22 protein-coding genes and 1 pseudogene are annotated in these 24,447 nt (G+C 55.3%); 14 read left to right on the top strand and 9 right to left on the bottom strand.

Annotated elements, in window-relative coordinates:
- Window positions 1-199 precede the first annotated feature (199 nt).
- Window positions 200-1,585: an oxygen-independent coproporphyrinogen III oxidase gene (hemN, locus tag HMPREF2541_RS11040; RefSeq protein ID WP_003823643.1), complete on the bottom strand. Its 1,386-nt coding sequence runs from the start codon at window positions 1,583-1,585 to the stop codon at window positions 200-202.
- A 175-nt stretch (window positions 1,586-1,760) separates the two neighbouring features.
- On the opposite strand from hemN, the gene HMPREF2541_RS11035 reads away from it, so the two are divergent.
- Together HMPREF2541_RS11035 and trkA are read left to right on the top strand one after the other, a co-directional pair.
- The gene (locus HMPREF2541_RS11035) at window positions 1,761-2,486 is read left to right on the top strand and encodes a helix-turn-helix domain-containing protein (RefSeq protein WP_003823642.1); all 726 of its coding nucleotides are present in this window, start codon (window positions 1,761-1,763) and stop codon (window positions 2,484-2,486) included.
- 82 nt (window positions 2,487-2,568) lie between these two features.
- The gene (gene trkA / locus HMPREF2541_RS11030) at window positions 2,569-3,978 is read left to right on the top strand and encodes a Trk system potassium transporter TrkA (protein WP_003823641.1); all 1,410 of its coding nucleotides are present in this window, start codon (window positions 2,569-2,571) and stop codon (window positions 3,976-3,978) included.
- 89 nt (window positions 3,979-4,067) lie between these two features.
- Here the strand turns inward: trkA and HMPREF2541_RS11025 are convergent, their stop codons facing one another.
- Window positions 4,068-4,940, bottom strand: a complete 873-nt coding sequence (locus HMPREF2541_RS11025) for a lysophospholipid acyltransferase family protein (protein ID WP_003823640.1) — start codon at window positions 4,938-4,940, stop codon at window positions 4,068-4,070.
- Between HMPREF2541_RS11025 and HMPREF2541_RS12275 the strand changes: the two genes are divergently transcribed.
- The 3 genes from HMPREF2541_RS12275 to HMPREF2541_RS11015 all read left to right on the top strand — a co-directional run bounded on the left by HMPREF2541_RS12275 (window position 4,939) and on the right by HMPREF2541_RS11015 (window position 8,481).
- The gene (locus HMPREF2541_RS12275; protein ID WP_003823639.1) at window positions 4,939-5,094 is read left to right on the top strand and encodes a hypothetical protein; all 156 of its coding nucleotides are present in this window, start codon (window positions 4,939-4,941) and stop codon (window positions 5,092-5,094) included. The genes HMPREF2541_RS11025 and HMPREF2541_RS12275 overlap by 2 nt on opposite strands.
- Before the next feature lie 250 nt (window positions 5,095-5,344).
- Window positions 5,345-6,793 carry an aminoacyl-histidine dipeptidase gene (locus tag HMPREF2541_RS11020; RefSeq protein ID WP_003823638.1) on the top strand — a complete coding sequence of 483 codons (1,449 nt, stop codon included), beginning with the start codon at window positions 5,345-5,347 and terminating at the stop codon, window positions 6,791-6,793.
- 278 nt (window positions 6,794-7,071) lie between these two features.
- Entirely contained in the window at window positions 7,072-8,481 is a 1,410-nt protein-coding gene (locus HMPREF2541_RS11015; RefSeq protein ID WP_003823635.1) for an amino acid permease, read from the top strand.
- Window positions 8,482-8,638: 157 nt separating this feature from the next.
- On the opposite strand, the gene HMPREF2541_RS11010 is transcribed toward HMPREF2541_RS11015, so the two are convergent.
- Window positions 8,639-9,217, bottom strand: coding sequence for a LemA family protein (locus tag HMPREF2541_RS11010; RefSeq protein WP_003823634.1), 579 nt, complete (start codon window positions 9,215-9,217; stop codon window positions 8,639-8,641).
- Between the two features lie 112 nt (window positions 9,218-9,329).
- On the opposite strand from HMPREF2541_RS11010, the gene HMPREF2541_RS11005 reads away from it, so the two are divergent.
- Together HMPREF2541_RS11005 and HMPREF2541_RS11000 are read left to right on the top strand one after the other, a co-directional pair.
- Window positions 9,330-10,310, top strand: a complete 981-nt coding sequence (locus tag HMPREF2541_RS11005) for a hypothetical protein (protein WP_223417320.1) — start codon at window positions 9,330-9,332, stop codon at window positions 10,308-10,310.
- 162 nt (window positions 10,311-10,472) lie between these two features.
- Window positions 10,473-11,552: a hypothetical protein gene (locus HMPREF2541_RS11000; RefSeq protein WP_070543602.1), complete on the top strand. Its 1,080-nt coding sequence runs from the start codon at window positions 10,473-10,475 to the stop codon at window positions 11,550-11,552.
- Window positions 11,553-11,712: 160 nt separating this feature from the next.
- Here HMPREF2541_RS11000 and HMPREF2541_RS10995 read toward each other — a convergent pair whose 3' ends face one another.
- The gene (locus HMPREF2541_RS10995; protein WP_003823631.1) at window positions 11,713-12,564 is read right to left on the bottom strand and encodes an MBL fold metallo-hydrolase; all 852 of its coding nucleotides are present in this window, start codon (window positions 12,562-12,564) and stop codon (window positions 11,713-11,715) included.
- A 97-nt stretch (window positions 12,565-12,661) separates the two neighbouring features.
- Here HMPREF2541_RS10995 and HMPREF2541_RS10990 point away from each other — a divergent pair, with 97 nt between their 5' ends.
- The 3 genes from HMPREF2541_RS10990 to HMPREF2541_RS10980 all read left to right on the top strand — a co-directional run bounded on the left by HMPREF2541_RS10990 (window position 12,662) and on the right by HMPREF2541_RS10980 (window position 16,408).
- Window positions 12,662-13,648 (top strand): GlxA family transcriptional regulator, encoded by a 987-nt coding sequence (locus tag HMPREF2541_RS10990; protein WP_064087341.1) that lies wholly within the window; start codon window positions 12,662-12,664, stop codon window positions 13,646-13,648.
- 100 nt (window positions 13,649-13,748) lie between these two features.
- On the top strand, window positions 13,749-14,456 hold the full coding sequence (locus tag HMPREF2541_RS10985) for an O-methyltransferase (RefSeq protein ID WP_064087342.1): 708 nt from the start codon (window positions 13,749-13,751) through the stop codon (window positions 14,454-14,456).
- Window positions 14,457-14,500: 44 nt separating this feature from the next.
- Complete coding sequence (locus HMPREF2541_RS10980; protein ID WP_070543600.1) at window positions 14,501-16,408, top strand: ATP-binding cassette domain-containing protein; 1,908 nt, start codon at window positions 14,501-14,503, stop codon at window positions 16,406-16,408.
- 51 nt (window positions 16,409-16,459) lie between these two features.
- Here the strand turns inward: HMPREF2541_RS10980 and HMPREF2541_RS10975 are convergent, their stop codons facing one another.
- The 3 genes from HMPREF2541_RS10975 to HMPREF2541_RS10965 form a co-directional block, all read right to left on the bottom strand.
- On the bottom strand, window positions 16,460-16,795 hold the full coding sequence (locus HMPREF2541_RS10975) for a thioredoxin family protein (RefSeq protein WP_070543598.1): 336 nt from the start codon (window positions 16,793-16,795) through the stop codon (window positions 16,460-16,462).
- 92 nt (window positions 16,796-16,887) lie between these two features.
- Window positions 16,888-17,388, bottom strand: a complete 501-nt coding sequence (locus HMPREF2541_RS10970) for an OsmC family protein (RefSeq protein WP_240127254.1) — start codon at window positions 17,386-17,388, stop codon at window positions 16,888-16,890.
- Between the two features lie 46 nt (window positions 17,389-17,434).
- Window positions 17,435-18,283, bottom strand: coding sequence for an aldo/keto reductase (locus tag HMPREF2541_RS10965; RefSeq protein ID WP_070543593.1), 849 nt, complete (start codon window positions 18,281-18,283; stop codon window positions 17,435-17,437).
- A gap of 128 nt (window positions 18,284-18,411) precedes the next feature.
- Between HMPREF2541_RS10965 and HMPREF2541_RS10960 the strand changes: the two are divergent.
- Window positions 18,412-19,302, top strand: a pseudogene (locus HMPREF2541_RS10960) (LysR family transcriptional regulator).
- Between the two features lie 69 nt (window positions 19,303-19,371).
- Here HMPREF2541_RS10960 and HMPREF2541_RS10950 read toward each other — a convergent pair.
- Window positions 19,372-21,009, bottom strand: a complete 1,638-nt coding sequence (locus HMPREF2541_RS10950; RefSeq protein WP_070543587.1) for an NAD-dependent malic enzyme — start codon at window positions 21,007-21,009, stop codon at window positions 19,372-19,374.
- A gap of 322 nt (window positions 21,010-21,331) precedes the next feature.
- A complete protein-coding gene (locus HMPREF2541_RS10945; RefSeq protein WP_070543585.1) occupies window positions 21,332-22,198 on the bottom strand; it encodes a LysR family transcriptional regulator in 867 nt (288 codons plus the stop codon).
- Between the two features lie 107 nt (window positions 22,199-22,305).
- Between HMPREF2541_RS10945 and HMPREF2541_RS10940 the strand changes: the two genes are divergently transcribed.
- The 3 genes from HMPREF2541_RS10940 (at window position 22,306) to HMPREF2541_RS10930 (ending at window position 24,341) form a co-directional block, all read left to right on the top strand.
- Window positions 22,306-22,536, top strand: a complete 231-nt coding sequence (locus tag HMPREF2541_RS10940) for a DUF2798 domain-containing protein (protein WP_070543583.1) — start codon at window positions 22,306-22,308, stop codon at window positions 22,534-22,536.
- A 169-nt stretch (window positions 22,537-22,705) separates the two neighbouring features.
- Window positions 22,706-23,563, top strand: a complete 858-nt coding sequence (locus tag HMPREF2541_RS10935; RefSeq protein WP_070543581.1) for an EamA family transporter — start codon at window positions 22,706-22,708, stop codon at window positions 23,561-23,563.
- 109 nt (window positions 23,564-23,672) lie between these two features.
- Entirely contained in the window at window positions 23,673-24,341 is a 669-nt protein-coding gene (locus HMPREF2541_RS10930; RefSeq protein ID WP_070543580.1) for a DNA alkylation repair protein, read from the top strand.
- The last annotated feature ends 106 nt before the right edge of the window (window positions 24,342-24,447 follow it).

Here is a 24,447-nt window from a genome sequence, read left to right as displayed (position 1 = left end):
TGCGGTTTGCGAGAGGCTACCTGAAAAGTGGCGGATTATAGCGAATGGAAATAAGGATGCTGCTGCCTTGCCATACCGGCTGGCCTGCCTGCGGCTCGCTGCCTAGCCCATTCGTTTTATCCACTATGCTTTGCTTGCCTTGCAGCTTATGTTTTCAGGTAGCCTTTGTTTGCCAGATAAAGGCTACCTGAAACCTTATTTACACGGTTTGCGAATACTTGGCGGCGGTGTCGCGGGAACGTAGGTGGCAGTCGAACACCATGGCGATGTTGCGGATGAGGAAGCGGCCTTTTGGGGTGACGGTTAGGCCGGTTGTATGGAGCTCAACCAGGCCTTTGGCGGCGAGGGTGGTCATATCGGCCAGCTCGGCGGCGAAATATTGGGCGAAGGGCTGGCGGCATTCGGCTTCGTAATCGGCAAACTCGAGGCCGAAGCGGCACATGAGGTCTTGGATGAGGCGGCGGCGCAGCAGGTCGTCTTCGTCGAGCAGGTAGCCGCGGAACAAGGGCAGCCGGCCGGCATCGAGGTCGGCATAGTAGGCTTCGAGCTGGCGCTGGTTTTGGCTGTAGATGCGGCCGATTTTGCCGATGGAGGAGAGGCCGACGGCGATGAGGTCGCAATCGGCGTGGGTGGAATAGCCTTGGAAGTTGCGTTGCAGGCGGCCTTCGCGCAGGGCAACGGCGAGTTCGTCTTGGGGCTTGGCGAAATGGTCCATGCCGATGAAGACGTAGCCTTCGCTGCCCAGCCGCTGCACGATTTGCTGGAGCATGTCGAGCTTGGTGTTGCTGTCGGGCACGGCATTGGTGTCGATGCGGCGCTGGGGTTTGAAGATGTGCGGCAGGTGGGCGTAGTGGTAAACTGCCAGCCGGTCGGGGGCGAGGGCGAGCACTTTATCCAGCGTTTGCTGCATGGTGGCGGGGGTTTGGTGCGGCAGGCCGTAAATCAAATCGACGCTCACGGATTGGAAGCCGGCTTCGCGGGCGGCATCGATCACCACACGGGTTTCTTCTTCGCTCTGGATGCGGTTTACGGCTTGCTGCACTTGCTGGTCGAAATCCTGAATGCCCACGCTCATGCGGTTGAAGCCGAGCGAGCCGAGAAACAGCACGGTTTCGCGGCTTACTTTGCGCGGGTCGATTTCGATGGAGTATTCGCCTTGCGGCATCAGGGTGAAGTGCTCGCGGATAAGGCTGAATACGAAATTGAGCTGGGCATCGGAGAGGAAGGTGGGGGTGCCGCCGCCGAAGTGCAGCTGCGCCAATTCGGGCTTGCCTTGCAGGAGTTCGGCCTGCAGGGCGAATTCTTTTTTCAGGTAGCCTAGGTATTGGTCGGCGCGGGTGGTGTCTTTGGTGATGATTTTGTTGCAGCCGCAGTAGTAGCAGATGGTGTTGCAGAAGGGGATGTGGATATAGAGCGAGAGGGGGCCGGGCGTGCGGTTTTGCACGGCTTGGATGTAGTCTTCGGCGGTAAAGCCTGTGTGGAAGCGGTCGGCGGTGGGGTAGGAGGTGTAGCGCGGGCCGTTGGCAGGCAGGGAGGCGATAAGCTTGCGGTCGAAGATGATTTCTTGGGTACGGTTGGCAGACATGGTAGTGGTTAGATTGCTGTTATTTTTTGATAAATATGCGGTAATAGGTTTTGTTTGTGAAATCGGGTAAAATGCCGGTGTTTGGCAAATTGCTCCGACTATTGCCGGGCGGTAAGTATAAACGATAATTGCCGCCGCTTCATAAGCTCAGATTGCTTAGAAAGTTAGCACACACATGAAAGCCATGCCCCACTCCACAACTTGCTCGCGCTGCGTTTTTAAAGAGCTATGCCAGCCCAATGCCGCGATTGCGGTGGTGGTAGAGCGTGTTGATGCGGTTATCAAACGCAGCCGCCGCCTGAAAAAGGGCGATTTCCTGTTTCGCAACGGCGACGGGTTTGATTCGCTGTTTGTGGTGCGCACCGGTTTCCTGAAAACGGTTATCGCCAGCCACGACGGGCGCGATCAGGTTACCGGTTTTTTTATGTCGGGCGAACTGGTGGGCATGGACGGCATCTGCAACCAAATACACTACTGCGATGCGGTGGCGCTGGAAGACACGGAAGTGTGCGAGCTGCCCTATGCCAGCATGGAGGAGCTTTGTGCGGCGGTGCCGGAATTGCAGCTGCATTTCTACCGCTTGTTTAGCCAGGAAATTGTGCGCGATCAAAATGTGATGCTGCTTTTGGGCAATATGCGCGCCGAAGAGCGGCTGGCGGCGTTTTTGCTGAATTTGTCGCAACGGCTGAAAAAACGCGGCCTCTCGGCCAATGATTTTATTTTGCGCATGTCGCGCGAGGAAATCGGCAGCTATTTGGGGCTGAAGCTGGAAACAGTGAGCCGCACGCTCTCCAAATTCAGCCAAGAAGGGCTGATTGAAGTGGAATACAAACATATCCGCCTGCTCAAGCCCGAGCGGCTCAAGCAGCTGGCTTCCGGCCTCCAGCCTGCTGTGGTTTAAAGCGGCATCCTGGATTTATCTTTATTTCCCAACCGCTTGGCAGGCTACCTGAAACTATGCTTGCCAAGCCCAATTTTCCAATATGAAAATCCTCATCTTAGGTAGCGGCCAAGTGGGCACTGCCGTGGCACAGAATTTGGTGGAAATCCCCAACCACGACGTGACCATTATCGACAACGATCCCGAAGCCCTGCGCAACATCGGCAGCAAGCTCGATGTGCAAACCCTGCTGGGCAACGGCTCTTCTCCCGCCGTGATGGCCGAAGGCGGCGCCTACGACACCGACCTGCTGCTCGCCCTCACCCGCCACGACGAAACCAATCTGGCCGCCTGCAAACTGGCTTCCAGCCTGTTCAACATCCCCAACCGCATCGCCCGCGTGCGCCTTTCCGATTATTTGGAGTTCACCGGTCCCGACGCCGAAGAAGATAACGACGGCCGCGGCACGCTCGATTTGTTCGGCGTGAGCGAATCCATCTGCCCCGAACAACTGGTTACCGAGCGGCTGGCCGATTTGCTCTGCCACCCCAGCGCCCTGCAGGTGCTCACCTTTGCCGAAGACAAAGTGCGCATGCTCGTGGTGCGCGCGCAAAGCGGCGGGCGGCTATTGGGACAGCCCATCCACACCATCCACGAACACCTGCCCGAAGGCACCGACTGCCAAATCTGCGCCATCTACCGCAACAACAAGCTGATTATGCCCACGCCGCAAACCGTGATTCAGCAGGGCGACGAAGTATTCGTGGCGGCCGCCACTTCGCAAGTGGCCGAAGTGTTGCGCGAATTGCGCCCGCAGCAGCAGCCCACGCGGCGTGTGATGATTGCCGGCGGCGGCCAAATCGGCTTCCGCCTTAGCCGCCAGCTGGAAGACCGCTTCGATGTGAAAATCATCGAAATCAATGAAAAGCGTGCCGAATGGCTTTCGGAAAACCTCAACAGCACCCTGGTGCTGCACGGCTCCGCCGCCGACGAAAGCCTGCTGGAAGGCGAATACATCGACGAAATCGACGTGTTCTGCGCGCTCACCAACGACGACGAAAACAACATCATGGCCGGCATGCTGGCCAAAAGCCTCGGCGCCAAACGCGTTATCGCCATCGTTAACCGTTCCAGCTATGTGGATTTGCTGCAAGGTAATACCATCGACATCGCCGTATCTCCCCACTTGGTGACTATCGGCTCAATTTTGGCGCACATCCGGCGCGGCGACGTGGAAGCCGTCCACCCCCTGCGTGGCGGCAATTCCGAAGCCATCGAAATCGTGGTACACGGCGACAAAGATACGTCCAAGCTGGTCGGCCGCCGCGTGAGCGCCGTGCGCTGGCCCAACGGCTGCCACGTTGCCGCCGTAGTGCGCGATGAAGAAGTGTTCATGGGGCATCAAGACGTGCAGCTGGCCGACGGCGACCACATCATCCTGTTCGTAGCCCGCCGCCGCGTGGTGAGCGAGTTGGAAAAACTGATTCAAGTGCGCATGGGCTTTTTTGGCTAGAAACAGCGGCTTGGAAATAACAACAGGCTACCTGAAAACAAAAATGGTTTTTCAGGTAGCCTTTTTGTATGGCAGGCCGAAGGTGTTGATTATTCCTGCGGTGGCAGCGGGGCACCAGAAGGATGTTTGTAGCGGTTGTACGCAAACAGGTATTGCTCGGGGAAACGGCGCACCCAGTTTTCCACATTGCGATTGATGATTTCGGCGTCGTGGGCTTTGTCGCCGTTGAAGCTGCCTTCCACGGGCTCGATGTGCAGGGCGAAGCCGCGGCTTTCAGGTAGCCTGATGCCGGCGAAAAACAGGGGGCGTACGTTTTTTACTTGCGCAAGGCGGCCGGCCAGGGTCATGGTGTAGGCGGGGCGGCCGAAGAAGGGCGCCCATACGCCGTCGCCATGTTCGTCGGGCACGTGGTCGGGCAGGACGATGGTGGCTTCGCCCTGGCGCAGGGCTTGGATGATTTGCTTCACGCCGTGCAGGTTGGTAGGGGCGGTGCGGCCTTTGTCGCGCACGCGGCCGGCCTGCATGATGTCGTCTAAAACTTTGATTTTCGGCGGCTTATACATGGCGGTGAGCGGGAAGGGCAGGCGGTGGCTGATGTAGCGGCCGGCGAGGTCGTAGTTGCCGATGTGGGGGGTGATGAGCAGCAGGCCTTCGCCGGCATCGAGGGCGGCCTGGATGTGTTCCCAGCCGTGGGTTTCCACGAATAGTGCGGCCACCTGCTCGGGGCTGCGGAAAAAGGCCAGCGGCAGCTCGAGCGCGCCTTTGGCAGTTTCGCGGAACACGGCGCGGATGTGGGCAGCATCGTTGGGCAGGCCGGCGGTGTGCAGGTGGTTGCGGATGCGTTCGCGGTCGGCACTGGCGAAACAATAAAGCAGGCCGCCGGCGCGGTTGGCGATGAAGTGCAGCACGGAAAGCGGCAGTACGGCCAGGGTGCGGAAGAGGAAGAAAACGAGGGTGCGCATGGGGATGGCGTTAGGGATGGGTTGGGGCGGTTTGGGCAGTATTGTAATGGAAAAGGGGGCGGGCAAGCCAATGGCGGAAAGGCTACCTGAAAGTATGGGTTCGAACGGAGTTAAAAGCCCAAACGGGTTTATGGTGTTGGCGCTGGTGTTTTAACTGCGTAGAAACGTAGGCGTAGTAGCGCCAAGATATCGCTTATTTCGCTGAAATTTATGCTTTAGTTGCGCAGAAACTCAGCCTTGGCTTAGGCAAAATATCAGTTTCAGGTAGCCTTTTGCCGGCTTGCCTGCCGTGCGATGCAGGTTTAAACTCAAGCCGCTTATTCGCGCCGATGCGTTTGCCATACAGTATCGGCTCTTGCTTCGGCTACATTTTCAGGTAGCCCATCATTCCCAAAGGAGACTCTATGAATCCGCTTCATTCTTTGCAGCCGCAGGCTGTTTGGCAGTGGTTTGCCGATATTTGCGCCATTCCGCACCCCACTTATCAAGAAGCCGCGCTGGCTGAAATGATTGTTTCCCGCGCCAAGGAAAAAGGCTTGGCGGTGCAGCAAGACGAAAAGGGCAATATTTATATCCGCAAGCCAGCGCATGGTGCGGGCATGGCCGATAAGCCCGGCGTGATTTTGCAGGGGCACATCGATATGGTGGCGCAAAAAACCCCCGATTCGCCGCACGATTTCGCCACCGACCCCATCCGGCCGCAAATCATCGATGGCTGGGTGCACGCCACGCAAACCACGCTGGGCGCAGATAACGGCCTCGGTTCGGCCATGGGCTTGGCCGTGGCTTTTGCCGACGATATCGAGCATCCGCCCTTGGAAGTGCTGCTCACGGTGGAAGAAGAAATCGGCATGGACGGCGCGCGCCAAATGCGTGGCGACTTGCTGCAAGGCCGTTATTTGATCAACTTGGATACCGAAGAAGCCGGTTGCGTGTATGTGGGTTGTGCCGGCGGGCGCGATGCCGATTTGAGCCTGCCTTTTGCCACCGAAGCCGCCGAAGGGCAGCATGTGCGCATTACCGTGTCTGGTTTATTGGGCGGGCATTCCGGCATCGATATTCACCGCGGCCATGGCAACGCCATCAAGGTGTTGGCCGATTTGTTGGCACGCCTGCCGGAAGAAAGCGGCTGGCGGCTGGCCGTCTTCCACAGCGGTGCGTTGCGTAACGTGATTCCTTCCGAGGCAGAAGCCGAAATCGTGCTGCCCCAGGCATTTGTTGGTGCGCTGGCCGAACTGGCCGACACCGTACGTGCCGAAACGCAAAACGAATTGGGCAAGTTTGCCGATAAATTGGCGATTCAGGTAGCCCCGCTCGGCCAGGGTGCACAAGCTGCCAGCCATGCCGACAGCCGCCGCATGATTGATTTGCTCGCTGCCGTTCCCAGCGGCGTACTTAAATGGAGCGAAGAGTTCGACGGCGTGGTGGACACCTCCAACTGCTTAAGCGTGGTGCACACGAAAGACGGCAAATTTACCGCCTCTATGCTGTTGCGTTCGCTGCGCGAACGGCCGAAAGACGACTTCTGCCGCCTGCTCGGCTCAATCGCCCGCCTCTCCGGCGCTACCCTGCATACCGAACAGGACTACACCGGCTGGGAGCCGCATATGTCGTCTGCCTTGCTGCAGAAAACCATCGAATCCTTTGCCGCCGTACGCGGGCAGCAGCCGCAAATCGAAGTGGTACACGCCGGCCTGGAATGCGGTTTGATGCAAAAACACCTGCCGCACACCGAAATGATTTCCTTCGGCCCGACCATCAAAGGCGCTCACTCGCCCAAAGAGCGGGTGCAGATTGATACCGTGGAAGAGTGCTGGCGCATTTTGCTGGATTTGCTCAAGCGGATTGCTTAATGAATTAAACGAAGCATTGAAAATCCCTGCCGACCAGTTGTTCTGGTCGGTATTTTTCATGCGAAATCGTATTTTTTAGGGGAAAGGCTTGCTAAAAAATGGATTGGAAAGGGATTTTAAATAACGATAATTTAATATTTTCCATAAAAATCAGTTGCCTATACTCTATTGGCTGGGTTATATTCCGCTTCGGGTTGCCGCAATGCTGCGGCGGCCGATTAAGTTAGCGCGGATGAAGCTCAAACTTCATCCGCGCTAGGAAGTACAAAGGAATACCCGTGAGCACTAACCAAGAAACCCCGCATAGCCTGCAACGCAACCTAAAAAACCGCCACTTGCAACTCATCGCCATTGGCGGCGCCATCGGCACCGGCCTGTTTATGGGCTCGGGCAAAACCATCCATCTGGCCGGCCCTTCCGTTATCCTCGCCTACATCATCATCGGCGCTTTCCTGTTTTTCATCATGCGCGCCATGGGCGAGCTGCTGCTCTCCAATCTCGAATATAAATCCTTCACCGATTTCACCCACGACTTGCTCGGCCCGGCCGCCGGTTTTTTTGTGGGCTGGACCTATTGGTTTTGCTGGGTGGTAATCGGTATGGCCGACATCATCGCCATCACCGGCTATACCCAATTCTGGTGGCCGGATGTGCCGCTGTGGCTGCCCGGGCTGCTGTGCATCATCCTCATGGCCAGTATGAATTTGCTCACGGTAAAACTCTTTGGCGAAATGGAATTTTGGTTTGCCCTGGTGAAAATCGTGGCCATTGTTGCCCTGATTGCCGTGGGCTGCTTTTTGGTGGTTAGCGGTTTTGTTGATCCCACCTCCGGCGAAAAAGCTTCGCTCAGCCACTTCTGGAATCATGGCGGTCTTTTCCCCAACGGCATCGGCGGCTTCTTCTCCGCCTTCCAGATTGCCGTGTTCGCCTTTGTGGGCATTGAGTTGGTGGGCACGGCTGCCGCCGAAACCAAAGACCCGGAAATCAACCTGCCCAAAGCCATCAACCGCATTCCCGTGCGCGTGATTATTTTCTACGTACTGGCCTTGAGCGTGATTATGGTGGTAACACCCTGGGACGAAATCGATCCCGCCAAGAGCCCGTTTGTAAACATGTTTACCCTTATCGGCATTCCGATTGCCGCCGGGTTGGTCAACCTCGTGGTGCTCACGTCCGCCCTTTCTTCCGCCAACGGCGGCATGTTTTCCACCGGCCGCATGTTGTATGGTTTGTCCGAAGCCGGCGTGGCTCCGCGCATGTTCAGCCGCCTCAACCGCAACGGCGTGCCTGCCACCGGCCTGCTTTATTCCTGCCTCTACCTGATTGTGGCCGTATTTCTGCTGTATCAGGAGGGAGACATCATGGCCATGTTCACCGTGGTTACTACCCTCTCCAGCATCGGCTTCATTTTCGTGTGGGCGATTATTCTGCTGGCCTACCTCAAATACCGCAAAACCCGCCCGCATCTGCACGAAAAATCCATCTACAAACTGCCCGGTGGTACCGCCATGGTGTGGGTGTGCCTCGCCTTCCTCGCCTTCGTGCTGGTGCTCTTCTCGCGCGATGCTGACACCCGGCTGGGGCTGATGTGCATGCCCATCTGGTTTGCCGCCTGCACCGTGCTGTATTGGGTACTGTATGCGCGCAAACACAGCCGTGCCCCAACCCCACAGCAGTCGCAGCAATAGCGGCAGAGAAAATACAAGGCTACCTGAAAGTTGTTGCTCAAACGAAGCTGAAATAGTTTTCAGGTAGCCTGATCGATGTAATCCAATGCTTCACGAAAAAGGCTACCTGAAAACGGAAAACCCGCTTTCAGGTAGCCTTTAAACCTATTGCCAGCCCTTAAAACCTCACCTCAGGCGGCACTTGGTGTTTGGCACGGTCGGGGAAGTCTAACAGCTGTGCCGGCTGCCGATGGCCGAAGTAGGCGGCGATGATCTTGTGCGGAAACAGTTGGCACAACGTGTTGTAGCCCATGGCTGCATCGTTATAAGCCTGGCGGGCGAAGGCGATGCGGTTTTCTGTGCTGGTGATTTCCTCAGCCAGCTGGCGCATATTGGTGGCAGCCTGCAAATCCGGATAGGCCTCAATCTGCACCATCAGGCTGCGCACGGCCTGGGTGAGCTGGGTTTCGGCGGCAGAAAGCTGCGCCACCGCCTCTGCATTTTCCGGCCGTGTGCCACCCAACACGCCGGCAGCCTGATTGCGCGCCTGCGTAACCTGCGTAAAGGTGTCGTTTTCATGTTTCAGGTAGCCTTTGGCGGCGGCCACCAAGTTGGGAATCAAATCATGCCGGCGTTGCAGCTGCACGCCGATTTGGGAGAAAGCATTTCGATATTGGTTTTGCGCGATCACCAGCCGGTTGTACACCATCACGCCCACCACGCCGCATGCGCCCAGCAGCAAAAGAATCCACAGCATCACGGTCTCCTGAAAGTGTTAAAATTACCAGCCCATCTTACCATATAGTTTGTGCGAACAGTGGCTTGAAGCGGTTTCAGGTAGCCTGCAATCTATTCTCGGAATATTCATCGTGCTAAACCTCCCCACTCTTATCTCCAAAACCCCGCATGCGCTCTACCGCGCCATGTTCTTCTACATCGTTGTCGCATTCGGCATCGGCTGGTTTCTGCCCGTAAACGGTGTGCTATGGGGCATACTGCTGGCCACCGCGCTGGTGCTGTATCTGCGCATCCGCTCGCTGGCACGCGGCGAGAAACGGCTTTACGACCGATTCCCCGCCAGCAAAAGCGGCATCTCTTCGCTGCAATGGATTTATCTGCTGATTGCCGTTACGGGTATGGTCGTCGCCTTTTACGGCGGCACGGCGGCCTCATACGGCGAATTGCGCGAAGCACGCGGCATCGTTCCCGCCAAACCATATAGCCAAATCTCCGAATGTTATGCCCGGCAGGAGGCTAAACAAAAAGACCTGTTCGATTGGATACTGCCCTACAATGCCTGCCGCTATAAAAGCAGCATCAGCTACCTTCCCTTCCCTAACGGCGGTGAGACCCTGTATTTGAACTGTGCCGCCAATCTTTACGACGCTTGCGAACTCGCCTACGCCCATGCCGGCAAACCGGCCGTAGTGAAATACAGCGGCTCGCGCCTGTATGAAATGCAAGTGGACGGCGTGCAAATCTACCGCTATGCCGAACAAGCCGCCCGATTCAACCGCGAGCGCAAATCCGCCCTGCTGGACGCGCTCATCGCCGTGCCGCTGTTCGCCCTGCCGCTGATGTGGTTCCACCGCCGCTTTGACGACTGGCAGAACGAGCTGGCCGAAGGCGAAACCGTGCCGGACGAAACGCCGCAATGGTGGAAATACACCGTGTTGTGCTGCTGGTATCTGCCGCTTGCCGCCGCCTTTGCATGGGCGGGCATCGGTTGGTGGCGCAATATAGACGAGCCGATTGCCTTGACCATCGGACTGCTGTTCATCGGCGCGTTGCTGTTTTTCACCCTGCGCGGCGCGTATCGCGTGTTTGTTCCGAAGCAGCCTGCATCCTAAAACGGCTTCACATCAACGGATAGCAATTGTCCACACAGCCGCTGACCACATTCAGGCCGTCTGAAAGCAGAGGCTTCAGCAAAATGAAAACTCCGTTTCCACCAAGAAACGGAGTTTCCGCAAAGTTAAAGCCAAAAAAGCAGCCTGCACAAAGGACACCCCATGCACTACCAATCGCTCAACGCCGCGCTGGAACAATACAGCGGCAACCTGACCCACCATCCCGCCTCCCCCAACAGCCTCGCCCTGCATATCGACCGTCAAACGCAAGGCTACCTGAAACTCCACACGCCCGACGGCATCAGCCTCAGCCTGACTTGCCACGATGAACCCGTGTTCTGGTCGTTCTTCAGCCACGATTTATACGACACTTACCTCATCCGCAGCTACGCCGAAAGCTGGCAGGCATACCAGCCCGTCGGGCACATCGGCAGCCGCGTAAACGAACACATCGCCCGCCAACCCGCTGCCGAACAAGGCCTGTTGTGGAACAAATATTTCATCAAACAACTCGCCGCCCACAACGCAGGACTGCTCGGCATCGGCGAATGGCACTTTGACTACCGCCCCGCCCAACCTCTGCCGCCGCAATGGGGCGAATGCTGGCACGACACCGCCGTGGGGCAGCCTGAAACCGACGAAAACTACGCCCAATGGCTGTTTTCAGGCAGCCGTTTCGACGCACTGGACAACAATTTCTACACCCAAACCGAACGCTTCATCGCCCTGAAAACCCACCACGCCGAAGACGGTCGTCTGAAATACTGGCGCAAACGCGCACGGCAAAACCAACTGCCGCCCGTCTTGGTATACGAACTCCCTGCCCTATCCGACCGCTGGCTGATTTTAGACGGACACCTGCGCCTCGCCGCCGGGCTCGCCGAAGGACAACTACCACCCGTCATCACCATTCAAGCCACCACCGCCCGACACAGCCGGCAAACCGCCGCCGAACACGAAACCGCAAAAGCCGCCGCCCTGTCGCAATACGAAAAAATCGCCCGACAAACCGACCACAATCCCCAAGCCTTAAACGCCGTCAGCCAGCACATCGTCCAAGCTTTCGATACTCGCCCCTACCTGCTGCACACCACCCGCGCCGCCGCCGATATCGCCCCGAAAACCTGGCTGCAACAACTGCAAACCTACGCCGCACAACACGGTTTCGCCGAAGAATTTGAACGCGTTTGGACAACGAAATCATGGCCGATGAAACGAATTCCCGCTTTTCAGGCCGTCTGAAAGCGCAGCTTCAACGAAGTTAAAACGGAGTTTCCGAAGGAAGCTAAGTTTCTGCGGAGCTAAAACGAAGTTTCTGCACAGCCCAAAGGCTACCTGAAAGCCAAAAGCAGCCTGCACTTAAAAAACAAGGTGCAGGCTGCTTAGGGTAATGTGTCGTTTATCAATCCAGCTTCACGATTTCTCCGTCTTCCGGAACGTTCACACGGCTTTCAATGCCTTGACCGCGTATAAATTTACGCATATCGGCGCGGCTGACGGCGGTATGATTCACGGTATCCATGTGTACGGTGATGATTTTGGCTTTAGGCATGACTTGGCTGGCTTTTAATACATCAGCCGTCCCCATAATAATGCCGTCTGAAATGCCTGAAATCAGCGCGTAGCCCGTGTTCATAATCAGATAATCGGGTTTGTAGCGGTTCAATGCTTTGTTTACATCTGCCGTCCACACAGTATCACCCATAATATAAGCGGTTTTATGTCCGTTGCTTTGGAATACCACACCCATTGCATCACCTAAGATTTCGGCTAGCTGCGGGTTGGCATACATGGCTTCTGTACCGTGTACGCCGCCGGTTTTGCTGATGGTTACGCCGTTGAAGACGGCGCTGCCGTTCAACACGCGTACATCAGTAAAGCCTTGGCTGCGGATTTTTGCCGCGTCGGCTTGGTGCTGCACATATACAGGCAGGTTTTTCGGAATGGAACGTGCGGCGGTTTCGTCCCAATGGTCTTCGTGAGTATGGGTAACGATAACTGCATCCACACCGTCCAAAATTTTATTCACGCTCATCGGCAGCCCGACCAGCGGCATTTTGGCTTGGTTATTGAACGTGCCGGCAAAGCCGTTCATGGAATGCTTGGGGGCGAAAAACGGGTCAATCAAAAACGTCTGCCCCGCATATTCGACTTTGGCGGTAGCGTTACGGATATGTTGGTATGAATCGTCTGCCCAAGCGGAAAAGGCTGTCGCGCCCAAAACAGTGGCAAGAATAAATTGCTTGGATTTCATTATGTTGCTCCTTAAAAAATCATGGAGCGTATTTTAAGCAGCAGGTGTATCGGCTAAAATAGGCAATATTGCCAATAAACGTAAGGATAGTGCCAAAATGTCGTCTGAAAACGAGCGTAACGAGTTTCGCCAAAATCAAACTGTCCCTAAAATTGTGCTATATGCTCAATCGGGCATGAATGATTTTGTCTTCAACATTCCCTTTTCTGTTTTTCAGACGACCTATCGGGACAATCCACTCTTTGACCTGAAAATCTGTTCCGATGACAGTAAAGACGTTATCACGGCACTGGGCGCAAGCATTCCCGTACACGGCGGCTTGGATTTGACGGAAGAAGCCGACATCATCGTCATCGCAGGCTGGCGCAATATTGAAGAAGCCCCGACACCCGAGTTGAGCGCACATTTACAGAAAGCAGTACAACGTGGTGCGCATATCACCGCCCTATGTTACGGCACTTACGCCCTTGCCTACACAGGACTTTTAGACGGCAGAACCGCCGCCACCCACTGGCTTGCCGAAGACGACTTTGTCCGCCGTTTCCCTAAAATTCATCTGGATACCAACCGCCTATATGCGGAAGACGGCAACTTTTTAACATCGGCAGGTGCGGCGGGCGGGCTGGATTGCTGCCTTTACCTCATCCGCAAAATCCACGGTGCAACCGTTGCCAACGACCTTGCCCGTACCTTGGTTGCGGCACCACACCGCGAAGGCGGGCAGGCACAGTTTATCCACCGACCTGTCGAACGTCGTACCGCCGATGACAAAATCAATCACTTTTTGGACGAACTTCGCCAAAACCTTGCGACCCCATACCGCTTGGACGATTTGGCAAAAAAATTAGCCGTTTCCCGCCGTACCTTTATCCGCCATTTTTCTCAAGCCACAGGCATGAATTTCGGTGAGTGGCTCACCACAGAGCGGCTATGGCAGGCGCAGGATTTATTGGAAAATACGGATTTGCCGATAGAACGCATCGCCGAACAAAGCGGCTTCGGCAGCTCGGCAAACCTACGTTTGCAGTTCAAAGCCAAGTTTAAAATCAATCCGAATGCCTGGCGGAAAGTATTTGGCAGATAGCTCGGATAGCTAAACACAATACCCCCTCCAAGTGCAGGCTGCTTTTGTATTTTTCAGGTAGCCTTCCATGCCGTCTGAACCCCCTTGGAAAGGAAAAACCATGCCCAAACCTACCCGACAAGACTTCGCTTTTTTAAACGACGCGAAAACCGAAGCCGTATTGCTCGACCTCTACACCGCCGCCGTACGCCAGATTCCCGGCCTGATATGGCATTTCCTGCCCCAACTGCCCAAACTGCTGGGCAAAGGCAGCGGCTGGACGGGCGAAAACGAAGCCTATTTCGACGACAAATACATCCCCATCGTCCCGCAGCAGGGCGCATTCCTGTATATGCAGGCCTTGGCCAAAGGCGCGAAAAACATCGTCGAATTCGGCACATCTTATGGCATTTCCACGCTTTATTTAGCCGCAGCGGCCAAGAAAAACGGCGGCCGCGTGATCACCACCGAATACCTGCCGCATAAAGCCGAAGCCGCCCGCCGCCACTTCGCCGCCGCAGGGCTAGCCGACCACATAGAACTGCGCGAAGGCGACGCACTGGAAACTTTGCAAGACATCCCCGGCGGCATCGATTTCGTGCTGCTCGACGGCTGGCCGAACTTGGTTTACCCCGTGTTCAAACTGCTCGAACCCAGACTCGCCCCGCGCGCCGCCATCGCCGTGGACGACGTGGAAGGCTACACCCCCGCCATGCAGGATTATCTGGACTACGTCCGCAATCCTGCCAACGGCTATGTTTCCGCCACCTTAAAGCCGCATAAGGCCTTGGAATACAGCGTGAAAACAGCCGATGCGGATGCCGTCTGAAACCCCAAAAAGCAGCCTGCACCCCAACCAAACAAGGACTTACCATGACAATCCTCCAAGCCGAAAACCTATCCTTCGCCTTCGGGCACGTCGCCCTGCTCGACAAAGCATCTTTCCAACTGGCCGCGGGCGACAAAGTCGGCCTGATCGGGCGCAACGGCGCGGGCAAATCCAGCCTGCTGAAAATCCTCGCCGGCGTGCAGAAACCCGACGACGGCCAGCTCATCCTGCAAAACGGGCTGAAAACCGTGTATGTGCCGCAGGAGAGCTTTTTCGACGGTGCGGCCACTGTGTTCGACATTGTGTCCGAAGGGCTGGGCAGCCTGCACGACGTGCTGCGGCGTTACCACGAAATCGGCCGCGAGCTGGCGAACGGGCAAAACGACAGCCTCATCAAAGAACTAAACGAACTGCAAAACCAAATCGAAGCGCAAAACGGCTGGCAGTTCGATGCGCTGGTGAGCCAGACCATCGGCGAACTGGGGCTGCCTGAAAACGAAAAAATCGCCAATCTGTCCGGCGGGCAGAAAAAGCGCGTCGCGCTGGCGCAGGCGTGGGTGCAGAAGCCCGACATCCTGCTGCTGGACGAACCGACCAACCATTTGGACATCGACGCGATTTTGTGGCTGGAAAACCTGCTGAAAAATTTTGCAGGCAGCCTGATTGTGATTACCCACGACCGCCGTTTTTTGGACAATGTGGCCAACCGCATTGTGGAGCTCGACCGAGGCAGCCTGCGCTCCTATCCCGGCTCGTTCGCTAAATACAGCGAGAAAAAGGCGGAAGAACTGGCGGTGGAAGCCGAACACAACCGCCTGTTCGACAAATTCCACGCGCAGGAAGAGGCGTGGATTCGCAAAGGCATCGAAGCGCGGCGCACACGCAACGAAGGCCGCGTTAAGCGTTTGGAAGAATTGCGGAAACAGCGCGCGGCGCGGCGCGAACGGCAGGGACAGGTTTCGTTCAAACTCGATTCGGGCGAGAAAAGCGGCAAAATCGTCGCCGAGCTGGAACACGCCTCGTTTGCCTATGACAACAAACTGATTATGAACGACTTTTCTGCCGTGATTCAGCGCGGCGATAAGATTGGACTCATCGGCGCGAACGGCATCGGAAAAACCACGTTTTTGAAGCTGATTTTGGGCGAACTCGCGCCCACCGGTGGCAAAATCCGCCTCGGCAGCAAGCAGGAAGTGGCGTATTTCGACCAATTCCGCAGCGCGCTGAACGAAAACGACACCGTGTTCTACACGCTTGGCCAGGGCAACGATTATGTGGAAATCGGCGGCAAAAAGCGGCACGTGATGGGCTATCTGGAAGACTTCCTGTTCCACCCCGCCCGCGCCCAGTCGCCCGTGTCGTCGCTTTCCGGCGGCGAGCGCAACCGCCTCTTGCTGGCCAAACTGTTCACCCGCCCCGCCAACATTTTGGTGCTGGACGAGCCGACCAACGATTTGGACATCGACACGCAGGAATTGCTGGAAGAACTGCTGCGCGACTACGCCGGCACCGTGTTCCTCGTCAGCCACGACCGTATGTTTTTAGATAACGTGATTACGCAGAGCATTGTATTTGAAGGAGAAGGCCGTCTGAAAGAATACATCGGCGGCTATCAGGACTATGCCGACGCGAAGGCGCGCGAAGAGAAAGTGCAGGCTGCCTCCGCCCCCGCCGCCAAGCCTGAAAGGCCGTCTGAAAAAGACAAACCCAAGCCCAACCGCACGGCCAAGCTGTCGTACAAAGAACAGCGCGAACTCGACGCCCTGCCCGACGAAATCGCCGCGCTGGAAACCGAACAGGCCGATTTGAACGCCCAACTTTCCGACCCCGAAATCTTCAAAGACTACGAAAAAGCCGGCAGCCTGCAAGCGCGCGCGGAAGAAATCGAAATGCTGCTGCTGGAGAAATTGGAGCGTTGGGAAATGCTGGAAGGGAAGCAGAACGGGGGGTGATTTTGAAGGTTCAGGTAGCCTGATAGGGCGTCTGAAACATTGATAGACCGGTTACTGATGTTCGCTTTCTGCTACTTTTGTCCATTTTGCCAATGTCTGCTTCATCTGTGCCTGAGGGATGAAGCGGGCCATCCGTTCTACTTCCTTGCCTTGATAAAACAGCAGCCATGCAGGTGCGGTCAGCACGTGGAAACGTCCAGCCATTTCGGGTATTTCAGCAATATCGGCTTTTACGGCATACACATTTCCTTCCACCGCCAAAGCTGAGTCAAGCTGGGCGGCCACGACCGTACAAACACCGCAGATTGGGGCTTTGATGTACAGTGATACTAAAGGGTGTGTGGCGATGGCCTGTTCGATGTCTTTCAAAGTGTGCAGTTGTTGCATGTCATGTACTCCTTTGAGCGATTAAGCTCTTTTCTAGTTGTCCAGAAAAGGGGCTTTTAACGAAATGAAAACAAGAAAACGGTTTGAGTCGTCTAGATTTTTTCCACAACCACTTTTGCCCGCGCTTTCAGGCTGTTCAACACTGGCGAGTTGGCGGCGGAGCGGTCGGCGAAATTTTGCAGGGTAGGAAGGTCGGCGTCGGCTTTTACTTTTACGGTTAGCACCAGATTATCCAGTCCGCCGTAGCCATCTTCCATGCCGAACAGTTTGGCCATGTCGATACCGCCCCTTGCGGATATTTCAAACTGTTCCAGTTTCACGCCTGCCTGTGCTGCTTGCAACTCGAAACCTATGGAGCAGCAGCCTGCCGCAGCGCCGATCAGGTATTCCATCGGATTTGGGGCGGCGTTTTCACCGCCCATGTTTTTCGGTTCGTCTGTGGTAAAGGCAGGGAAGCGGCGCACGGAGATTTCGTTCTTCGTGCCGGATACCCAGCGCGAATCGGCGCGTAATGCTGCCTTGCCTTTTGTATGGTCGTTTTCAACCGCTGCCATGGTAGTTCGGAAACGTTCGATATCTAACCCGTTAATCATGTTTTGTCCTTTCATATGATGAATTGCAGATGGTTTTTCGCTACACTTACACGCCCATTTTCCACGCGGAGATGCGTTTCAAATTATCCACCGTGTCGTGATTGACGATGGCGGCGAACGTGCCGTCCAGCTTGGCGATTTCGGCTTTATCTTCATCGCTGAGCGCAAAATCAAAAACATTCAGGTTTTCCGCCATGCGTTCCGATTTGGTGGATTTTGCCAATACCACGATGTCGCGCTCAATCAGCCAGCGGGTAATCACCTGAGCCACGGATTTGCCATATTTCGTGCCGATTTTGCTTAATACGGGATTGTGGAAAATATCGTTTTTACCTTCGGCAAACGGTGCCCATGCTTCCACGGCGATGCCTTCAGCCTGCAAAGCGGCAACGGCTTCGGTTTTTTGTTGGAACGGATTGATTTCAATCTGATTGGCTTGCGGCATCACTTTATTGAATAGTCCCAAATCCACCGCGCGTACGGGCGAAAAATTGCTCACGCCGATGGCGCGGATTTTGCCGGCTGCCTGATATTCTTCCAGCGCGCACCATGTGCCGTAGCTGTCGCCGTAAGGCTGATGAATCAGCACCATATCGATGTAATCCAAATTCAGACGACCTAATGAACGATCCAGCGAGGCCTTGGCGGCTTCGTAGCCGAAATTTTCCACCCAAATTTTGGTGGTAACGAACAATTCTTCGCGTGCCACGCCGCTGTTTTTAATCCCCAAACCGACTTCGGTTTCATTCATATAAACTTGCGCGGTGTCGATGTGGCGGTAACCCGCCTTGATGGCGGCAATCACGGCTTGTTCGGTTTCTGCGGGCGGAATTTGGAATACGCCGAAACCAAGTGCAGGAATTTGTACGCCGTTGTTTAATGTGATGTTTTGCATGATATTGTCTCCTGTTTGTTCTCATGAAAGTGTAGCCATTTTAGCCCGTGTTTTTATTGAGATAAATTAGGTTTGGTTTTATGATGTCGTGAATTAAATTCACTAATCAGCTAAAACGGGGTAGGAAAATGCAGAACTTTAACGAGCTGAATTATTTTTTGACACTCGCGCAAACTCAGAGTTTTGTGAAGGCAGGACAGCTTTTGGGGATTTCTTCTTCGGCGTTGAGCCACAGCATGAAAAATTTAGAAACGCGGCTGAACCTGCGTCTGTTCAACCGCACTACACGCAATGTGTCGCTGACCGAAGCCGGACAACAGCTTTTCGACCAACTTTTCCCACTTTATCAAGCCATAAACCACGAAGTCGATGCGTTAAATGACTTTTTGAATACACCATCGGGGCTGATTCGTATCAATGCTCCGACGCTGGCAGCGGAAGCGGTGTTATACCCGAAATTAAAGCCGATTTTGAACCAATACCCGAAAATCCGCTTGGAAATCGTGGTGGACGACCGTTGGGCGGACATTGTGAAAGAGGGATTTGATATGGGCGTGCGGCTGGGCAACGATGTGGCAAAAGAGATGGTTGCGGTGCCGATTTCCGCACCGCTCAAAATGTCGTTGGTCGCCTCGCCCGATTATTTGGCGCAACACGGTTCGCCGAAAAATATTGACGATTTGCAGCAGCACCGCCTCATCGGCACGAAGCTCTCCGCCGAACACGGCACGGTGATGTAATGGGAATTCAAATACAAAAAAGAGCTGATTACATTCACGCCTAAATCGCAGTTTTCCATCAACAACCATCTACGCCTGCAAGCCGTTTCAGACGGCCTCGGCATTGCGTGGATAGCACATATGAGCGTGGAGGATGCACTCAATTCGGGGCACCTGGTCGAGCTGTTGCCTGAGTATGCTATGACTTACGAACCGCTTTACCTCTATTACCCCAGCCGCCGCGGGCATTCGAATGTGTTTAAGCTGATTGTGGATGCGCTGCGGGTGGAGGTCGTCTGAAAATGTAAAAGCAGCCTGACTTCTTTGCATGGATTTCAGACTGCTTTTTGCTTTCAGGTAGCCTTATAGCTATTCATATACCGCCTGCCACATTGCGTCCTGCACCGCCTGTACCCAGTTTTCAGGCTGCTTGGTCGCTACACCGTCCTTGACCGCCTGTTTGGCAACGGCAACAGCAACAGTAGCAGACGATGCACGCAGGTTATTCACCGATGGCAGGAGCGACGCGCCTTCGTCCTGCGGATTGACTTGCGAGGCGACTGCTTCAGCTGCAGCCAGCAGCATCCCGTCAGTAACGTGTTTCGCACCGGAAACGATAACCCCCAGCCCCAACCCCGGGTAAAGCATGGCGTTGTTAGCTTGACCGATTTCGTAGTTCACGCCTTTATACGGCACGGGTGGCACGGGGATGCCGACAGAAATGAGCGCTTTGCCATCCGACCATTTTATAGCCTCACTCGGCATCACTTCGATTTTCTCGGTCGGGTTAGATAACGGCAGTAGAATTGGGCGCTCTACGCCCGCACATAGGGCTTTGACTACGTCTTCAGTGAATGCGCCGTGATCGGTGGATGTGCCAATCAAGATAGTCGGTTTTACTTGTTTTACAACTTCGAGCAAGCCGATTTTACCGTCCGTTTTCGCCCAATCGGCAACTTCGGCGGCGGGACGTGCATATTCCTGCTGGTAATCGGGCAAGCCGTCCATGTCGTCAGTAACCAGTCCGTTGATGTCAATCAGCCATACGTGTTGTTTCGCTTCTTCGCGACTCAGACCTTCGCGCTCCATCGCTGCACTGATTTGGTCGGCCATACCTGTACCTGCCGTGCCTGCGCCGTACACCACCAACCGCTGTTCAGCAAAGGTCTGTTTGGTCACTTTCAGGCCAGAGAATACGGCAGCCATCACAATCGCGCCCGTTCCCTGCATATCGTCGTTGAAAATACGGTATTGTCGGCGGTTCTCCACCAAAATGCGGCGGGCATTGGACGGACCGAAGTCTTCAAAGTGCAAAAGCGCATTGGGGAACATTTCAGCAGCAGTTTTCAGGTAGCTTGCAATCAATGCGTTGTAGCGTTCGCCACGCACGCGGGCATGGCGATTGCCCAAATAAGCGGGATCATTGAGCAGGGCTTCATTATCTGTACCCACATCTAGATTCACAGCAATGGCACGGCCGGGATGAATGCCCGCAGCAGCAGTATAAACTGCCAGTTTGCCGACGGAAATATCCGTGCCGTTCACACCCCAGTCGCCGATACCCAAAATCTCTTCCGCATCGGAAACCACAATCAAATCTACATCATCTGCACCCAAGCCCAGCGTTTCAAACGACGCGCGGATGTTTTCAGGATGGTTTACATCCAGATAGACAGCTCGCGAACGGCGGTAGTCGCGGCTCCATTTTTTAATTGCTTCGCCGACAGTGGGGTCGTAAACGACGGGTAGCATTTCGGCTAGATGGTCAATCAGGAGTTTGTAGTACAGTACTTCGTTGCGGTTGTGCAGTTGATCGAGAAAGATATATTTTTCAATATCTTTTTCATAGGATGAAAACTGGCGGTAAGCACGCGTGGCCTGTTGTTCGAGCGTTTCCACAACGACAGGTAGGCGGCCGGTCAGGCCATATTTTGCTCGCTCTTCCAACGTGAAAGCGGTATCTTTGTTGGTGAGAGGGTTCTGCAGGATGGTGGGGGTGTTGCTCATATTGTGTCTCCTGTGAAGGTTAGGAAAAGCTCGTCCGAAAAATGGACTGTTATATTGTACTTAAAAAATACGGATTAAAAGTTAATTTAACAACCTAGAAAGTCCTTAAAAGTTGATGATTAGCCTTTTACAGACTAATAACGGACGTGTCACAATGAAACTGAATCTAAACCACGGCGAAATTAACAAACGTATCAGCAAGGCCATTGCTAAATATCGCCAAGCAAGCGTAGCCCACTTGGGTAGGGAGTGATAAACACGCACGTGGTTTTCAGTTTTCAGGTAACCTTTTCAGGCTACCTGAAACAGTGCAGGCTGCTTTTTATTGTGCCGACATGTGTTCCAACGCCTCCGCGAAGTAATCCGCCACCGCCCTGACGCTGGGGCTGCGGCGCACGTCTTCGTGCATCACCAGCAAGAGTTCCGCCGCGAATTCAGGTAGCGGGGCATCCGGATTTGGCGAGACGGGATGCAGCCTGTCGGTGGGGAACACGGCGAAATCAGGCAGGATACCGATGCCGATTTGTTCGCACACGGCTTGTTTGACAGCGGCGAAGTCGTTGCTGGCGAAGGAAATGTCGGCATCTTCGCCGATTTGTTCGGCAAACCAGCGGGAAAAACGGGTGTTTACGGCGATTTGTACAAAACGCCAGTCTTCGCGGCGGGTGGCTTTCAGGTAGCCTTCATGTCCGTAGATGCGGTAGGAGTAATGGGCGATGCGGCGCACGGTAAGGTCGTTTTGGGTGGGGCGGACGAGGCGCAGGGCGATGTCGACTTGGCGGCCGTGCAGGTCGGCGAGTGCGGCGTCGCTTTGAATAATAAGGCGTATATCGTTGTGTTTGCGGTAGAAATCGGCAATATGGGGCATCAGCAGAAGTCGGGCAACGAATGGCGGTGCGGAAATGACGACGCTGTGCCGCAGTTCGGCCTGTTCGCGTGCCGTACGCTGCAACATACTCATATCTTTGCAGATTTCGCAGGCGTGGCGGTAAAGCCGTTCGCCTTCGGGGGTGAGCAGGTAGCGTTTGCCGATGCGGTCGAACAGGCGCAGGCCGAGTGCGTTTTCCAGCTGGGCGATTTGCCGCGAAACGGTGCTGTGCTGCACGCCCAGGTGTTCGGCAGCGGCGGTAAGGGTTTGTTTTTCCACGAGGGTGGTGAAATGGCGGATGCCGTTCCAGTCCCAATCCATTATTGCTTCCTTTGTGCATTTTTTGGCTGTGTTTGCCAATTTATCTTATTTTCGTGTTTTTATAAACGGTATAAACTGCGCAATATGGACTTTTTGAGGGGAACGAGATGAAAAAATTGCCGAAAAAATACGCGGGCGTACTGTTTTCTTTTTACGCTTCGGCGGTGATGGTGCTGATTGTGAGCGCGGTGCTGGTGGCGCTGAATACCGGTATCGACGCGGGCTACCCGATGCGCTTGTTGAAATCGTATTTGATTACTTGGCCGGTGGCCTTCGCCAGCCTGCTCGGCGTGCGGCCGCTGGTGGTGAAATGGGTGGCGGCTTCGGTGGCGGATTGAGGCTACCTGAAAACGCACAAAGCAGCCTGCACTTTTGTTTTAAAATGTGCAGGCTGCTTTTACATCACATACACCGCTTTTTAGATGGCCTTCAGGCTACCTGAAAAACGAAGTTTCCGAAGGAAGCCGAGTTTTTGCGAAGCTAAAACGCCACACACAAGGAATCCCCATGCCCACCCGCACCGCCGCCATCCTCGCCACCGCGCTCGCCCCGCTGATTTGGGGCAGCACCTATCTGGTCACCACCGAATTCCTGCCGCCGGACCGGCCGTTTACTGCTGCGCTTATCCGCGTGTTGCCGGCCGGGCTGTTGCTGCTGGCGTGGACGCGCAGGCTGCCTCGGCGCGGCGAATGGGGCATTGTCGCCCTGCTCGGTTTTTTAAACATCGGCTTTTTTCAGGCCATGCTGTTTGTGGCGGCGTATCGCTTGCCGGGCGGTTTGGCGGCGGTGCTCAGTTCCACGCAGACGCTGATGGTGCTGGTGTTCACTTGGCTGATTGGCAAAACCGTGCCGCCGAAATCGGCTTGGGGCTGGGCGGCGGCTGGCGTGGCGGGGATTGCGCTGTTGGTGCTATCGCCGCAGGCGCGCTACGACACGCTGGGCATTTTGGCGGCACTGGCGGGCGCGGCGGCGATGGCCTTGGGCGTGTATTTGTCGAAACACCGCCGCACTTCGCTGCCCGTGCTGGCGTTCACCGGCTGGCAGCTGTTTATCGGCGGGCTGTGCCTGCTGCCCGTCGCCCTGCTGGCCGAACCGCCGCTGGAAACGTTAAGCGCGGCCAACCTCGGCGGCTATCTATATCTGTGCCTGTTCGGCGCGGTGCTGGCTTATGTGCTGTGGTTCGACGGCATCGCCAAACTGCCGCCCGCCGCCGTGTCGTCGCTGGGATTGCTCAGCCCCGTCTGCGCCTTCGTGCTGGGCTGGCTGTTCCTCGGCCAAGGCATGGACGCGAAATCGCTGGCGGGCTTCGCGCTGGTGCTGGCTTCGATTTTCGGGGTGCAGCGATCAACGGTAAAGGCTACCTGAAAGCGCAGCTTCAACGAAGTTTCTGCGAAGCAAAAAGCAGCCTGCACCTTCATTCAAAACCCTTTCAGACGGCCTAAACCCCGCCCGTTCCCAAGATAAGGAAACCCCTATGGACTACCCCGCCCTGCTCGCCGTCCTGCAACAACACGCCAACCCAGAACGCGCCGTGCCGATGCAGGCATACATGAAACACCGCTTTGCCTATTTCGGCATCGGCAAACCCCAGCTTGCCCGCCTGTGCCGTCCGTTTTTCAAAGATGCCGCCAAACAGCCGGTCGATTGGGATTTTGTACACCATTGCTGGGACGACCCGCACCGCGAATTGCAATACGCCGCGCTCGAATATCTGAAAAAAATGCAGCAGCACCTGACCCCGCAGAACATCCCGCGTTTGCAAACGCTGATTACCGAAAAATCATGGTGGGACAGCGCCGACGTACTCGACCGCATTGTCGGCGGCATCGCCCTGCGCCACCCCGAAGTCAATGCCGTCCTATTAGCATGGAGCACGGACGACAACATCTGGCTGCGCCGCGTCGCCATCGACCACCAACTGCTCCGCAAACAGCACACTGACACCGCGCTGCTGGAAAAAATCATCTGCAACAATCTGGGGCAAAAAGAATTTTTCATCAATAAAGCCATCGGTTGGGCATTGCGCGATTACAGCAAAACCAACCCCGCATGGGTACAAGGCTTTATCGACCGCCACCGGCACAAAATGGCCAAACTCAGCTTGCGCGAGGCGGGGAAATATTTGCCGCCAGAGGCTGCCTGAACACGCAAAAAGCAGCCTGCACTTTGTTTTTCCAAATGTGCAGGCTGCTTTTTGTGTTTCAACTTCGTTAAAGTGTAGTAAATCGGCGCGTTGTTTACACCACAGG

Source organism: Eikenella sp. HMSC061C02 (assembly GCF_001809035.1).
Classification (GTDB): domain Bacteria; phylum Pseudomonadota; class Gammaproteobacteria; order Burkholderiales; family Neisseriaceae; genus Eikenella; species Eikenella corrodens.
The sequence above is the reverse complement of the archived record's forward strand: the minus strand, read 5'-3'. Positions and strand labels throughout refer to the sequence as shown.